The sequence below is a fragment of the Streptomyces sp. NPDC057950 genome, from assembly GCF_042887295.1.
Taxonomy (GTDB): domain Bacteria; phylum Actinomycetota; class Actinomycetes; order Streptomycetales; family Streptomycetaceae; genus Streptomyces; species Streptomyces kaempferi.
The window spans coordinates 477,795-491,366 of the sequence record NZ_JBHVPP010000001.1 but is presented as its reverse complement, the minus strand read 5'-3'; the positions used below and the strand labels follow the sequence as shown (position 1 = coordinate 491,366).

Here is a 13,572-nt window from a genome sequence, read left to right as displayed (position 1 = left end):
GACCGGAGCGGGGGGCACGACGGTCCCCGGCGGCTCACTCCGTGCCGATGGCCCGCAGCACGTCCAGGCGTGCCGCCCGTCGGGCCGGACGCACACCCGCGAGGGCTCCGGCCGCGAGGCCCACCAGCGCCACCACGAGGAGTCGGACGGACGGCACCGCGAAGGTGAAGGCGCTGTCCGACGCGCCGTCGGACGCCTTCACCAGGACCCAGCCGAGGAAGGCACCGAGGGCGAGGCCGCCCGCCGTGCCGAAGGCGGCGACGAGGACCGACTCCCAGCGGACCATGGCGCGCAGTTGCGCACGGGTCTGTCCGACCGCCCGCAACAGACCGAGTTCCCGGGTGCGTTCGTGGATCGCGAGGGTCAGGGTGTTGGCGATACCGAGCAGGGCGATGAGCACCGCGAGCGCGAGCAGCGCGTAGACCAGGGTCAGCATCATGTCGACGCCGCCGGCCGAGGACTGTGCGTACTCGTCACGGGTCTGCACCTCGGGGTCGCCGTACCGGGCGGCCACCCGCTTCACCGCGGCCTTGCCGTCGGCCGCGCTCACCCCGTCCCGGAAGGTGACGGCGACGAGCGTGTCGGCGTCCTGGGTGCGGTGCGGAGCCCAAGCGGCGCGGGTGATGACGTAGTCGCCCGCGAGTTCCGAACGCCCGTACACCGCGCGGACGGTGAAATCCACCTGCCTGCCGTCGGTGAAGGCCAGCCGGGCGGTGTCACCGGTCGTGAGGTGCTGCCTGACGGCCTCGCTCCTGGTGACGGCGATCCCGTCGGCACCGAGGTGGTCGAGCGAGCCGCGTACCGCGCCGAGGTCGAAGACCCTGCCGAGCACCGCCGGATCGGTGACGGTCAGGGCGCGGCCCTTCCCGTCGACCTCGGCGACGCCACGGCCCAGTCCGACGGCGTACTTCACGGCGGGCTGCCGCGCGATCGCGGGGGCCAGCCCCGGGCTCAGCCCGCTGCCGCCCGCGCCGAACGACGGTGTGCTCACGGCCACGTCCCCTGCGAAGGACCGGGAGACCGTGTGGTCCATGGTGGCCTTCAACGAGGCGCCGAAGACCGTGAAGAGCGAGACGACGGCGACGCCGACCATCAGGGCGCTCGCGGTGGCCGCGGTCCGTTCGGGGCTGCGCAGCGCGTTGCGCCGGGCGAGTGAACCCGTGATGCCCCGCAACCGGTCGAGGGGGACGCCGATGACACGTACGGCCGTCGAGGACGCGACCGGGCCGAGGACCACGAAGGCGGCGAGCGCCAGTACGGCGCCGAGGCCCGCGAGCCACAGGGAGGGGCCGGCCAGTACGCCGGTCAGGGTGGCCCCCGCCGCGAGCACGGCCAGCGCCGCACCCACGGCGGTCCGTGCCCGTGAGGCCCCGGACCGGTCGACGGCTGTCTCGCGCAGCGCCGCCAGGGGTGCGGTGCGTCCGGCGCGTACGGCGGGCAGCAGCGCGGAGCCGAGACAGACCACCACCCCGACCGCGAGGGGCAGCAGCAGGGACAGCCCGCTGATCACCAGGTCACCGGACGGGAAGGGGAAACCGATGGCCGGGAAGAGCGCCTGGAGTCCGGCAGCGATGCCGATACCGCCCCCGAGGCCGACGGCCGACGCGGTCACGGCGACGACGCTCGCCTCCACCAGGGTCGAGACGGTCACCTGGCGGCGGGAGGCGCCGAGAGCACGCAACAGGGCGTTCTCGCGCGTGCGTTGGGCGACGACGATCGCGAAGGTGTTGTGGATGGAGAAGGTCGCGACGAGCAGGGCGACGCCGGAGAAGACGAGCAGGAAGGTGGTGAAGACGGTCAGGAAACGGCTGGAGATCATGTCGGTGTTCTCCTGCGCCGACGCCTGACCGGTGATCGCCTCGACGCCGGCGGGCAGCTGCCGCGTCAGACCGGCGACGAGCTCCTCCTGGCCGACTCCGGGGGCCGCCCGTACCCGGATGCCCGCGGCCTCGCCGGGCTTCGCGGTGAGGTACTTCTCGGCGTCGGCCCGTGTCATGCCGGTGAAGGTCACCTGCGCCATGCCGTCCTCACCGCCGAAGGTCGCGAGGCCCACGATCGTCACCCTGACGGGGTCGGGGGTGCGCAGCGTCGTGGTGTCGCCGATCCCCAGGCCGCCCTTCTTCGCGGCGCCTCGGTTGACCACGACCTCGCCGGACTTCGCGGGGGCGCGGCCTTCGGCGATCCGGTACGCGTTGAGCCCGGGGTCCTCGATCCAGTTGCCCGCGAGGGTGGGCGGGCCCTGGCCGCCGATGGGCTTGCCGTGCGCGTCGACGAGCTGGCCCGCGCCCTCGATGTCGGGCTCGGCGGCGGCCACTCCGGGGACCTTCTCGATCGTCCTGACCAGGGCGATGTCCACGGGCCGCCGGACGCCCTGGCTCTCGCCGGGCGTGGTGATGGTGTCGGCGCCGCGGACGACCGCGTCGGTGCCCTTGGCCGCGTTGCCGAACATGGTGTCGAAACTGGCCCGCAGGGTGTCGCCCATGACCAGCGTTCCGGTCAGGAAGGCGACGCCGAGGAACACCGCCACGAACGTACCGGCGAAGCGTCGTCCGTGGGCGCGCAGGGAGGCGACGCTGACGCGGAGCGAGGCGTTCACGCGGGCGCCCCCTTGGTGTCGAGGGCCTTCATGCGGTCCAGCACCTTGTCGGCGGTCGGGGACCGCAACCGGTCCACGAGGCGGCCGTCCGCGAGGAAGACGACCTCGTCGGCGTGGGCCGCGGCCACCGGATCGTGGGTGACCATGACGACCGTGCGGTTCATCCGGCGGACGGCGGTGCCCAGCAGGTCGAGGACCTCACCGCCGGCCCGCGAGTCGAGGTTCCCGGTGGGTTCGTCGGCGAAGACGACGTCGGGCCGGCCGGCGAACGCCCGTGCCACGGCGACGCGTTGCTGCTGCCCGCCGGAGAGCTCGGAGGGGCGGTGGTGGAGCCGGTCGCGCAGGCCCACGACGTCGATGAGTCCGTCGATCCACTCGGGGGACCCCTTGGCCCCGGCGAGGTCCAGGGGCAGCGTGATGTTCTCCGCGACGGTGAGCGTCGGGACCAGGTTGAACGCCTGGAAGACGAAGCCCACGTGATCGCGGCGCAGCAGGGTGAGGCGCCGGTCGTCGAGCGTGCTCAACTCGGTGCCCCCGATGAAAGCGGTGCCGGCGGTGAGCGTGTCCAGGCCCGCCGCGCAGTGCATCAGGGTGGACTTGCCGGAGCCCGAGGGCCCCATGATCGCGGTGAAGCGGCCGGCCGGAAAGCCGACGCTCACCCCGTCGAGGGCCCGTACGGCGGTGTCGCCGCCGCCGTACACCTTCACGGCGTCGGTGACGCCCGCGGCCGGACGTGTCGAGTTCAGCGTGCTCATGCCGCTCCGCCCTTGCCGGTGAGCCCGAACTGCTCGTCGAGCACGGAGAGCCGGCGCCAGTACTCGTCCTCGTCGATCTCGCCGGATGCGAAGCGGCGGCCGAGCACGGCGACCGGCGAGTCGCCGGTCACCCGGGAGGCCCCGGCCGGACCGAGGTCGCCCCGCGCGCGCCACGGTCCGCGGCCACCGCGCCAGGCAGTACGGCGAAGAACGGTCACCACGCCGATGACGGCGGCCGCCCACACCAGGGGAAGGAAGAGGATCCACGGCCCGGGGCCGCCGTCCCAGTTCGCCAGGGTCTGCATCTCGGGTCATCTCCTCGTCGGGGTCCGCTGTATCGCCTAGAGAGTCGCTCTCTCGGGGCCCCCGGGTCGTCGTACGGCCGGCGGCAGTTCGCGTACCTCAGCGGGAGTACGCGGGGCGGCCTCGGCTGCTTCCGCCGGTCCGGCCCGTGGCTTCCTCCTCACCGGCCTGTGGCTGCCTCCTCACCCGACCAGCGTCTGTACCTACTGGTATGCACTTCTGTACTTACTGGTCTGTACGCATCTGATGCGCGAGCGCGGGGTGCACGGGTCGTCGGTCAACCGGTACGCGCCGTGCTACCTGTGGAACACCGTCGAGGGCATGAACTCCTTCCTCTGGGGCGGCGCCTTCCAGGGGCTCGTCGACGACTTCGAGAGGCCGGTGGTGCAGCGCTGGACGGGCCTCGCGTACGAGGAGGGCTCCGCCGCCGGCGCCCGGCGCGGGTCGCGGTGCGGGTCGCGGTCCGGCGCAGGCTGACCGTGCCGGAGGGAACGGAGCTGTCCGGGGTGATGGCGGACGCGGCGGCCGGGGCCGGGCGGCCGGCCGGTCTCGGGCCGACTTCCACGGCCTGGACGCGCGCGCCCGCTGGACGGTGACCGCCACGGCCGAGGCCCACCGGGCCACGGGGGCACCGATCGCCGTGCACCTGGAACCGGGCACGGCCGGTCTCGACGTACTCGACCTGCTGTGCGGGGAGTTGGACGTTCCCCCGCACCGGGTGATCCTGGGCAACCTGAACCGTTCGCCGGACTTCGTGGTGCGCCGTCAGGCCGCCGAGGCCGGTGCGTACCTGGCCTTCGACGGCCCCTCCCGGGCCAACCACGCCACCGACTGGCGCATGCCCGACGCCCTCCGGGCGCTCACCGACGCGGACTTCGGCGACCGCCTGCTGCTGGGGGGCGACACGACCACCGCGGGAGCGCGCTCGGTCAACGGCGGTCCGGGACTGCCGTATCCGCCGCGCCGCGTCCGGCCGGGACTCGAACTCGTCCTGGGAAGCGAGCTGGTGGAACGCGTCCTCACCGAGAACCCCGGGCAACCTTCGCCGTGGAGTGGCATCGCCACTTCCCCGCCGTCGGACCGGCCGAGAGGTGACCGGCGCCTGCGCCGATGGGTCGCCCGCGCGAGCCCGGCATCGGACGGACACCTGCGCGAGCCGACGTCAAACGGACACCTGCGGTCACCTGCGTGAGCAGGCGTTCCAGCGGATCGCGTCGGGGGTGGGCAGGCGGCGCCGCGGGGCCGCGGGGCCGCGCAAGAGTTGAACCGGTCTCGCCTCGGTCGTCTCAGGCGGGGGCCAGCGCCGAGGGCGGATCGTCCAGCACCGGCTGCCACGCCAACTCGGCGGCTCCCACCAGGCTGTTGTGGTCCAGTGTGCAGGCGAGGATCGGGACGCCGCCGCTCTGGCCCCACAGGCTGCGGTCGGCGACGACGGCGCGCAGTCGGTCCGGGTCGGCGTCGAGGAGGGTGCGGTGCAGCCCGCCGAGGATGATCCGGTCGGGATTGAGGATGTTGACCAGTCCCGCGAGTCCGAGGCCCAGCCGGTCGATCAGCGCCTCGGTGGCCGTGCGTACGGAGAGGTCGGTGTAGTGGTTGCGGATGAGGGCGTTGGACTCCTCGAGCAGTGACACCTCGGGGCCCGGGTCGCGGCCCGCCGCCGTGAGGAACGCGAGGGGATCGGCCTCGACGTCCAGGCAGCCGCGGCTGCCGCAGTAGCAGGGGCGGCCCTCGGGGTTGACGGTGAGGTGGCCGACTTCGAGGGCGAGGCCCGAACTGCCGGTGTGCAGGCGTCCGTCGAGCACCAGCGCGCCACCGACGCCCCGGTGCCCGGTGGCGACGCAGAGCAGGTCGCGGGAGCCGCGGCCTGCTCCGTGCCGGTGTTCGGCGAGGGCGGCGAGGTTGACGTCGTTGGCCGCGAAGGCCGGCCCCTCGATGCCCGCCGCGCGCACCCGCTCGGCGAAGATCTGACGTACAGGGGCGCCCGCGGGCCAAGCCAGGTGCAGCGGGTTGAGGGCGAGTCCGTCCGGTTCGGCGACCGCCGACGGCACGGCCAGTCCGGCGCCCACGCAGCGCCGTCCGGTCGCGCGCAGCAGTTCGGCGCCCGCCTCGACGACGGAGCCGAGCACCTTCGCCGGATCGGCGTCGACGGTCTCGCAGCCCGGCGCGGTGGCGACGATCCGGCCGCCGAGACCGACCAACGCGGCCCGGAAGCCGTCGGCGTGCACCTGCGCGGCGAGCGCGACCGGCCCGTCCTCGGCGACTTCGAGACGGTGCGAGGGCCGCCCCTGCGAACCGGCCGCCGCCCCCGGACGCGCGTCGACCCGGATCAGCCCCAGCGCCTCGAGCTCCGCGGCCACCGCGCCCGCGGTCGCCCGGGTCACCCCCAGCTCGGCGGTGAGCACGGCTCGCGTCGGCGCACGTCCGGTGTGCACCAGCTCGAGCGCCGGCCCGAGCGCGCCGCGCCCCCGGTCCAGCCGCGTCCGCGTGTTCCCTTCCCCCGCCACCCGGGGGCCCGCCTTGCCGTTCATGAGGGCGAGTCTCCCATGATCCGCTCGAACGGTGACCCGCCCGGCCGCCTGGAAACCCTCACCGCCGACGTGACGTTCCGCTCACCGTCCCGTCACCCGCGGTGCCCGGCCCGGCCGGGAAGCCGCTCACCCGGAGGGTGATGTTCAGGCGCCCGGTCAGCCCGAGTTCGGGCGGCGCCGTGCCCGCGTACACCCGGGGCACCCCGTGGTAGGCCGACCGGGAGGCCCCGCCGAACACGAAGAGGTCCCCGCTGCGCAGTTCCACGTCCGTGTAGGGCTTCGTCCGCGACTCGGCGTTCCCGAACCGGAAGACGCAGGTGTCGCCGAGGCTCAGCGACACGACCGGCGCGTCCGACCGCTCGTCGGCGTCGCGGTGCATGCCCATACGGGCGTCCGCGCCGTAGAAGTTGATCAGCGCAATGTCGTACGCCTCCGTCACCGCGTCGGCGCCGAGCGCGTCCGTCACCGCGCGCCGCCCCAGCTCTCCCAGCCACGCCGGGAAGGGCTTCACGGGGGTGCCGTCGCCGTCAACGGCCGTGCGCGCGTACCGGTACGGGTACCAGTGCCAGCCGAGACACACCTGGCGTGAGGTCATCGTGCCGCCGCCGGGAGTGCGGACCGTGCGCAGTCCGGCCGGTGGACGGGCCCAGGCCCGGCATGCCTCCAGCAGCTCCCGCCGGAGGCCGGCGTCGAGCCAGTCGGGCAGGTGCACCGCGCCCGGCGCGACCTCCGTCCGGGTACGGGGAAACAGCTCACCGTCCATGGACCCCATCATCACGCATCGCCCGAGCCTCCCCCGTCTCCTCCGTTTCCCCCGTCTCCTCCGTTTCCCCCGTCTCCTCCGTTTCCCCCGTCTCCTCCGTCTCCCCCGTCTCCCCCGTCTCCCCCCTCTCCGGGAACGTTCTCCGTCGGCCCGTGGTGCTCGCCGGCCGGGGGCGGGGCCGTGCTCGGATAGCCTGGACCCACGATGAACGACCGGATGACGACACCCTGGGCCGAGTACGCGCTGACCCGCTTCCCCGAGGACCCCCGCGACCAGCTGCGTGCCTGGGACGCGGCCGACACGTATCTGCTGCGACACCTCGCGGAGAGCGGCACCGCGCTGTCCGGGACGGTCGTGGTGGCCGGTGACCGCTGGGGCGCGCTCACCACGGCGCTGTCGGAGCACCGGCCCACGCAGATCACCGACTCGTTCCTCACCCAGGAGGCGACCCGCGCGAACCTGGCCCGCAACGGCGCCACCGCGGACGCGGTACGCCTCCTCACCACCCAGGACGCACCGCCGGACCGCATCGACGTGCTCCTCGTCCGGGTACCGAGGAGCCTCGCCCTGCTGGAGGACCAGCTGCACCGGCTGGCACCCGGCGTGCACGAGGGAACCGTCGTCGTCGGCACGGGCATGGTCAAGGAGATCCACACGTCGACGCTGCGCCTCTTCGAGCGCGTCCTCGGCCCGACCCGCACCTCGCTGGCCGAGAAGAAGGCCCGGCTGATCTTCTGCACCCCGTTCCAGGGACTCGCGCGCGAAGCCAACCCGTGGCCGTACCGCTACCAGCTGCCCGACGGCGTCGGCCCGGTCTCCGGCCGCACCGTGACCAACCACGCGGGTGTGTTCTGCGCCGACCGTCTCGACGTCGGCACCCGGTTCCTCCTCCAGCACCTGCCGCGCAGCCGCGGCGCCGAGCGTGTCGTGGATCTGGGCTGCGGCAACGGGGTCGTCGGTACGGCGATCGCGCTGGCCAATCCGGCGGCCGAGGTGCTGTTCGTGGACGAGTCGTACCAGGCCGTCGCCTCCGCGCGCGAGACGTACCGGGCGAACGCCGGGGACGGCGACGGCGCGGAGTTCCGCGTCGGCGACGGACTGACCGGGATCCCGGCGGAGAGCGTGGACCTCGTCGTGAACAATCCGCCGTTCCACTCGCACCAGGCGACGACCGACGCCACCGCCTGGCGGATGTTCGCGGAGGCGCGCCGCGCGCTGCGGCCCGGGGGCGAGCTGTGGGTGATCGGGAATCGTCACCTCGGCTATCACCTGAAGCTGCGCCGGCTGTTCGGCAACAGTGAACTCGTGGCCAGCGACGCGAAGTTCGTGGTGCTGCGGGCCGTCAGGAAGTAACACCGCGCCGCATTCGGCCGCGTCGTCATCCGTCGCGTGGTGGAGGTGCGCCGACGACGCCGACGAGACGCGTCACCGCCCGTGCCATCGACTCCCGCCCCACAGTCAGACAGCTGCGGGAGTCGACCGCCTCGGAGCGGCCCGCGAGGTAGGCGGACAACGTCCGCCCTTCAGGGACCGGCGTCCGGTGCGTGCTCTCGGTGTGCCGGCCGGAAGTCCTCGTGGCGGGGCTGGCGTTGCCCGGCGCGGCACTGGGCCGCCTCGTTCGTCACAGGCCCTTGCGCGTGTCCGCCGTGCGGGTGAGCGTGCTCAGGTCGAGGGTGGTGGCCGAGGCGTCGGGCGCCTTGATCGCGATCTTGGGGCTGCCCGGTCGGTGCAGGGTGATGGTGGGGAAGAGGGGCTCCGCCAGGGCCAGTCGCCCGGTGCCGGGCGTCTGCGGGTACATGCCCAGGGCGGCCCAGACCGCCCAGGAGGACATCGCGCCGAGGTCGTCGTTGCCGACGAGCCCGTCCGGGCGGTCGGCGAACAGACCGGCCAGGGCGCGGCGGACGGTGGCACGGGCTCGGTCGGGACGGCCCGCGTAGTCGTACGCCCAAGGGGTGTCGAAGGAGGGCTCGTTGCCCAGGTAGGCGTACGGCTCGGTACCGCCCGCGTTGAGCCGGGAGAAGAAGGTGTCGAGGCGGCCCGTGACCGCGGCGCTGCCGCCCATCAGACGGAAGAGGCCGGGCAGGTCGTGCGGGACCATCCAGGTGTACTGGGCGGCGTTGCCCTCCACGTAGTCGGTGGTCTGGGCGGGGTGGAAGGCCGGCCAGCTGCCGTCGGCGGCACGCGGCTGGAGGTAGCCGGTGGCAGGGTTGAAGAGGTTGCGCCAGTTCCCGGACGCCTTCGACAGGGTGCGGTACGCGGCGGTGTCGCCGAGCCGCTCGGCGAGCTGGGCCAACGCGTAGTCGCAGACGGCGTATTCGAGCGTGGTGGCCGCCGGACCCCACACACCCTTGGCGCCGGCGGGAACGTAGCCGAGGGTGTCGTACTGCTGGTGTCCGGGCCGCTGGCGCTCGTCCTCGCGGCCCGCCATGGCGGCGCGCAGCAGGCCGCGGGCGTCGAAGCCGGTGGCGCCGAAGGCGTGCACGGCGGCGGCGATCACCGGCAGCGGATCGCCGACCATGACGCCGGTGCCGCCGTTCGCGACGGTCCAGCGGTCGAAGTAGCCGGCCTGGAGGCCCTGGTCGAGGACGGACTGGGCGATATCCGAGGCCTCGCCCGGGGCCAGCAGGGCGAGCAGCTGGACCTGGGAGCGGTAGACGTCCCAGCCGGAGAAGTCGGCGTACTGGACGTGTCCCGCGCGGGTGCGGTGCACGGCGCCGTCCGTGCCGGGGTACCGGCCGTCGGTGTCGCTGAACGCGCTGGGGTGCAGGAGCGCGTGGTAGAGGGCGGTGTAGAAGACACGGCGCTGGACCTCGGTGCCGCCGCCGACGGCGATCCGGCCGAGCCAGTCGTTCCAGCGGGCGCGGGCGGCCCGCCGGACCTCGTCGTACGGGCGCCCCCGCTGCTCGGCCGTGACGTTGCGCAGCGCGCCCTCGGTGTCGACGAACGAGACGCCGACCCGCACGGTCACCGTGCGGACCCCGGGGCCGAAGGAGACCAGGGCCGCGCCGGGTCGGCCGTCCGGGTGGGCGGCGCGGGCGAAGGGGTGGTCGAACGTGGCGTGGAAGTGGAGCCGGTAGCGGTTGTGCGACTTGCAGAAGCCTCCGCTGTCCGTGTAGCCGGACAGGGTGTTGGTGCCGATGTCGACCGTTCCGGTGGCCGCGTTGAACGCCTTGCCCGCGTCGACGCTCAGCGCCGCGGGCCGGCCGGCGGTGGCCGGGTAGGTGAAGCGGGCGACGCCGGAGCGCTGGGTGGCGGCGAGTTCGGTGCGGATGCCGTTGTCGAACGTGACCCGGTAACTGCCGGGCGACGCCTGCTCATGGGTGTGGGAGAAGGTGGCCTGCCCGGTCGTGTCGCCGTCGAGCAGGGGCATGAAGGGCACGTTGCCGTAGTCCTTGCACCCGGCTCCGGAGAGGTGGGTGAGGCTGAACCCTCTGATCCGGTTGTCCCCGTACGCGTAGCCGCCATGCTGGTAGACCACCGTGTCCGGGCTCCACTGCACTCCGCCGAGCGGTGCCGTCGCTCCGGGGAAGGTGTTCCCGGCACCGCCGCCGTGGCCGAAATCGGCTCCTCCGGGCGCGGTGCCGACGAAGGGGTTCACATACCGCGCCGGATCGGCGACCGTGTCGTCCGCGACGGCGGGCGTGGTCGGAGCGGTCGTCGACACGACGAGGACGGCGGCGCCGGCCAGCGCGGCCCGGTGAAAGGGGATTCGCACGAGGTCTCTCCGGGCTGTGGCAGGGACTGCGTCCCCGGGCGGCGGGCGTGAGGGCGACAGTCTCACCGGGCACCGGCGACCGCGCGGCGCCGCCACGCCCGGAGGTCACCCGCCCGGTGGAGAGCGCGCCGGCCGCGGCCGCTCCCGTCGCGCGGTGCACTCCACCTGGGCGTCACGCGACGGAGAACCCCCTGCGGTGACCGAACGTACGGACCAACTGGCTAGACTACGCACCCTCGTGCACGTGATTCGGTCACGTCCGGTCACAGCCGTTCCCGAAGGGTTTCGACGCTTGATAGCCATCGAAGATGTCAGCAAGCGATACGCCGACGGCACGGTGGCCGTCGATCGCCTGTCCCTAGAAATACCGAACCACTCCATCACCGTGCTCGTCGGACCGTCGGGGTGCGGCAAGACCACCACGTTGCGCATGATCAACCGCATGGTCGAGCCCAGCAGCGGCACGATCCGGGTCGACGGCGAGGACATCACGCGCCGGCCGGTCAACGCCCTGCGCCAGTCCATGGGTTACGTCATCCAGAACGCCGGGCTCTTCCAGCACCGTACGATCCTCGACAACATCGCCACGGTGCCGCGGCTGCTCGGCTGGTCCAAGGAGCGTGCCCGCGCCCGTGCGGCGGAGCTGATGGAACGGGTCGGGCTCGACCCGGGCATGGCCCGCCGCTACCCGTACCAGCTCTCCGGCGGTCAGCAGCAACGCGTCGGCGTCGCCCGCGCGCTGGCGGCGGACCCGCCGATCCTGCTGATGGACGAGCCCTTCTCCGCGGTCGACCCTGTCGTCCGCCGGGGGCTGCAGGAGGAGTTGCTGCGCATCCAGGGCGAACTGGGCAAGGCCATCGTGTTCGTCACCCACGACATGGACGAGGCCATCACCGTCGGCGACCGAGTGGCCGTGCTGCGCACCGGTGGCAAACTCGCCCAGTTCGCCGCCCCCGACGAACTGCTGTCGGCGCCCGCCGACGCGTTCGTGGAGGAGTTCCTCGGCGGCGACCGCGGCATCCGCGGTCTGTCGTTCCTGTCCACGCGCGATCTGGCGCTCGACCGCTCCCAGGTCTTCCCGGTCGGCACCGACTGGAAGCAGCTGGCCGGACAGAAGACCGCTCAAGCACCGGTCCTGGTCACCGACGCCGACGGAAAGCCCCTGGGCTGGGCCGACTTGACGGTGTGGACGGGTGAGGTGCAGACCCTGGAGCCGTACGGGCAGGGCTTCGAGGTGGGACGCGACTCGCTGCGGGTCGCGCTGGACCGGGCCGTGCTGTCCCCCACGGGTCAGGCGGTCGGCGTGGACGCGTCCGGACGGGTGCTGGGGCTCGCCGGACAGGAGACGGTCGCCACGGCGATCCGCGCGGCGAGGCAGCGGCGCGCCGCCGACACCCCGCAGGAGTCCGCTCCCACGAAGGCCGTTCGATGAACGGCTTCTTCGACATCCCGAGCGATCTCCAGAGCAGCTACGCCGGCCTGATCGGCGGCCACATGCTGGAGGCGCTGGTCCCCGTGCTCGTCGGTCTCCTGCTGGCGCTGCCGGTCGGACTGGCCTGCGTCCGTTTCGGCTGGATCTATCCGCCGGTGCTGTGGACCACCACGGTGCTGTACGCGATCCCGTCGATCGCCTTCTTCGTGGTGCTCATCGACTACACGGGTCTGAGCCGGACCACCGTGATGATCCCGCTGTGCCTGTACAGCCTCGTGGTGATCGTCCCGGCGGTCGTCGACGGCGTCCGCTCGGTCCCCGAGGAGACGAACGCGGCCGCGGCCGCGATGGGCATCGGAACCGTGCGCCGCTACCTCCAGGTCCAACTGCCCATTGCCGTACCGGCGATCATGGCGGGGCTGCGGGTGGCGACGGCCTCCAGCATCAGTCTGGTCAGCGTCGGGTCGCTGATCGGCAACCAGGGGGCGCTCGGCAATCTGCTGACCACCGCGATGCTCTACCACCGCCCGCTGCTCGCCGTGAACTCGGTGGTCACCACCGCCGTGCTCGCGGTGCTGGTCGACGCCCTGCTCGTGCTGCTCCAGCGGGTCCTCACCCCCTGGCAGCCGCCCTCGTCCCGCAGGGCCGGGCGCGGTACGTCCACGATCCCGGGCCCCACCCGCACACCGGAGAACGCCTCGTGAACGTACTGAACTTCATGCAGTCCTTCTTCACCGACGGGTCCCACTGGCACGGCTACGACGGGATCCCGCAGCGCGTGTGGGAGCACGTCCAGTACACGGCCGGGGCGCTCGCCATCGCCGCGGCCATCGGTCTGCCGATCGGCCTGGCCACCGGTCACACCGGCCGGGGCGGCAACGCGCTCGCGTTCGTGTCGGCGGGCGCCCGCGCGCTGCCCACCTTCGGGCTGCTGGTGCTGATGTTCGTCTGGCTGGGCCTCGGCATCGTGCCGGTGATGATCCCGCTCGTGGTACTGGCGATCCCCCCGATCCTCATCACCACCTACGAGGCGATCCGTACCGTGGACCCGTCGCCCGTCGACGCCGCCCGGGGCATGGGCATGGCGGAGCACAAGATCCTGTTCCAGGTCGAGGTGCCCGCGGCGCTGCCACTGATCCTCAGCGGCCTGCGTTCGGCCGCGATCCAGATCGTGTCGACGGCGACGATCGCGGCCTATGTGAGTCTGGGCGGGGTCGGCCGCTACATCCTGGACGGCCTGTACCAGCGCAACTACGAGAAGGTGGCGGGCGGTGCCGCGCTCACCGCGGTGCTGGCGCTGCTCGTGCTCGTCCTGTTCTGGGCCATCACCCGGGTGGCCGTGTCCCCCGGGGTGCGCAGGCGCCGTACGGCCTGACGAGAAGCGTGGGGTGAGCGTAACAGGGGGGCCGGCGGGGGCCGGCCCCCCACAAGCGTCCCCTCGCCCACCCAAGCCCCCCCGGCCAGCCCCGGCCACACGAAG

Annotated in this window: 10 protein-coding genes and 2 pseudogenes; 6 read left to right on the top strand and 6 right to left on the bottom strand. The window is 73.0% G+C overall.

Going from position 1 to position 13,572, the window contains the following annotated elements; translation table 11 throughout:
• Positions 1-34: 34 nt before the first annotated feature.
• From ACFVTC_RS02230 to ACFVTC_RS02220, 3 genes are read right to left on the bottom strand one after another with little or no spacing between them, the layout of a single operon-like run.
• Entirely contained in the window at positions 35-2,596 is a 2,562-nt protein-coding gene (locus ACFVTC_RS02230) for an ABC transporter permease (RefSeq protein ID WP_390123018.1), read from the bottom strand.
• On the bottom strand, positions 2,593-3,351 hold the full coding sequence (locus ACFVTC_RS02225; protein WP_390123016.1) for an ABC transporter ATP-binding protein: 759 nt from the start codon (positions 3,349-3,351) through the stop codon (positions 2,593-2,595). Before ACFVTC_RS02225 ends, ACFVTC_RS02230 begins: the two co-directional genes overlap by 4 nt.
• Complete coding sequence (locus ACFVTC_RS02220; protein WP_390123013.1) at positions 3,348-3,656, bottom strand: SHOCT domain-containing protein; 309 nt, start codon at positions 3,654-3,656, stop codon at positions 3,348-3,350. The genes ACFVTC_RS02225 and ACFVTC_RS02220 overlap by 4 nt, the downstream gene beginning before the upstream one ends.
• Before the next feature lie 235 nt (positions 3,657-3,891).
• Here ACFVTC_RS02220 and ACFVTC_RS02215 point away from each other — a divergent pair.
• Both ACFVTC_RS02215 and ACFVTC_RS02210 read left to right on the top strand, forming a co-directional pair.
• A pseudogene (locus ACFVTC_RS02215) lies at positions 3,892-4,202 on the top strand (DUF4865 family protein); the annotation flags it as partial.
• 11 nt (positions 4,203-4,213) lie between these two features.
• A pseudogene (locus tag ACFVTC_RS02210) lies at positions 4,214-4,749 on the top strand (phosphotriesterase); the annotation flags it as partial.
• 191 nt (positions 4,750-4,940) lie between these two features.
• Here the strand turns inward: ACFVTC_RS02210 and ACFVTC_RS02205 are convergent.
• Together ACFVTC_RS02205 and ACFVTC_RS02200 are read right to left on the bottom strand one after the other, a co-directional pair.
• Entirely contained in the window at positions 4,941-6,182 is a 1,242-nt protein-coding gene (locus ACFVTC_RS02205; RefSeq protein ID WP_390123011.1) for an ROK family protein, read from the bottom strand.
• Between the two features lie 58 nt (positions 6,183-6,240).
• Positions 6,241-6,945: an alpha-ketoglutarate-dependent dioxygenase AlkB family protein gene (locus ACFVTC_RS02200; RefSeq protein WP_390123009.1), complete on the bottom strand. Its 705-nt coding sequence runs from the start codon at positions 6,943-6,945 to the stop codon at positions 6,241-6,243.
• 216 nt (positions 6,946-7,161) lie between these two features.
• Between ACFVTC_RS02200 and ACFVTC_RS02195 the strand changes: the two genes are divergently transcribed.
• Positions 7,162-8,298 carry a methyltransferase gene (locus ACFVTC_RS02195; protein WP_390123007.1) on the top strand — a complete coding sequence of 379 codons (1,137 nt, stop codon included), beginning with the start codon at positions 7,162-7,164 and terminating at the stop codon, positions 8,296-8,298.
• 268 nt (positions 8,299-8,566) lie between these two features.
• On the opposite strand, the gene ACFVTC_RS02190 is transcribed toward ACFVTC_RS02195, so the two are convergent.
• The gene (locus ACFVTC_RS02190) at positions 8,567-10,660 is read right to left on the bottom strand and encodes a GH92 family glycosyl hydrolase (protein ID WP_390123005.1); all 2,094 of its coding nucleotides are present in this window, start codon (positions 10,658-10,660) and stop codon (positions 8,567-8,569) included.
• A 292-nt stretch (positions 10,661-10,952) separates the two neighbouring features.
• Here ACFVTC_RS02190 and ACFVTC_RS02185 point away from each other — a divergent pair, with 292 nt between their 5' ends.
• The 3 genes from ACFVTC_RS02185 to ACFVTC_RS02175 are packed head-to-tail and all read left to right on the top strand — an operon-like array spanning position 10,953 to position 13,467.
• Positions 10,953-12,092: an ABC transporter ATP-binding protein gene (locus ACFVTC_RS02185; protein ID WP_390123003.1), complete on the top strand. Its 1,140-nt coding sequence runs from the start codon at positions 10,953-10,955 to the stop codon at positions 12,090-12,092.
• Complete coding sequence (locus ACFVTC_RS02180) at positions 12,089-12,796, top strand: ABC transporter permease (RefSeq protein WP_390123000.1); 708 nt, start codon at positions 12,089-12,091, stop codon at positions 12,794-12,796. Before ACFVTC_RS02185 ends, ACFVTC_RS02180 begins: the two co-directional genes overlap by 4 nt.
• The gene (locus tag ACFVTC_RS02175) at positions 12,793-13,467 is read left to right on the top strand and encodes an ABC transporter permease (RefSeq protein WP_390122998.1); all 675 of its coding nucleotides are present in this window, start codon (positions 12,793-12,795) and stop codon (positions 13,465-13,467) included. The genes ACFVTC_RS02180 and ACFVTC_RS02175 overlap by 4 nt, the downstream gene beginning before the upstream one ends.
• Positions 13,468-13,572 lie beyond the last annotated feature (105 nt).

Excerpts from the sequence above, each read along its gene's own strand:
- ACFVTC_RS02205 (WP_390123011.1), bottom strand. The coding sequence starts at position 6,182 with ATGAACGGCAAGGCGGGCCCCCGGGTGGCGGGGGAAGGGAACACGCGG.
- ACFVTC_RS02220 (WP_390123013.1), bottom strand. The coding sequence starts at position 3,656 with ATGCAGACCCTGGCGAACTGGGACGGCGGCCCCGGGCCGTGGATCCTC.
- ACFVTC_RS02180 (WP_390123000.1), top strand. The coding sequence starts at position 12,089 with ATGAACGGCTTCTTCGACATCCCGAGCGATCTCCAGAGCAGCTACGCC.
- ACFVTC_RS02195 (WP_390123007.1), top strand. The coding sequence starts at position 7,162 with ATGACGACACCCTGGGCCGAGTACGCGCTGACCCGCTTCCCCGAGGAC.
- ACFVTC_RS02200 (WP_390123009.1), bottom strand. The coding sequence starts at position 6,945 with ATGGACGGTGAGCTGTTTCCCCGTACCCGGACGGAGGTCGCGCCGGGC.
- ACFVTC_RS02225 (WP_390123016.1), bottom strand. The coding sequence starts at position 3,351 with ATGAGCACGCTGAACTCGACACGTCCGGCCGCGGGCGTCACCGACGCC.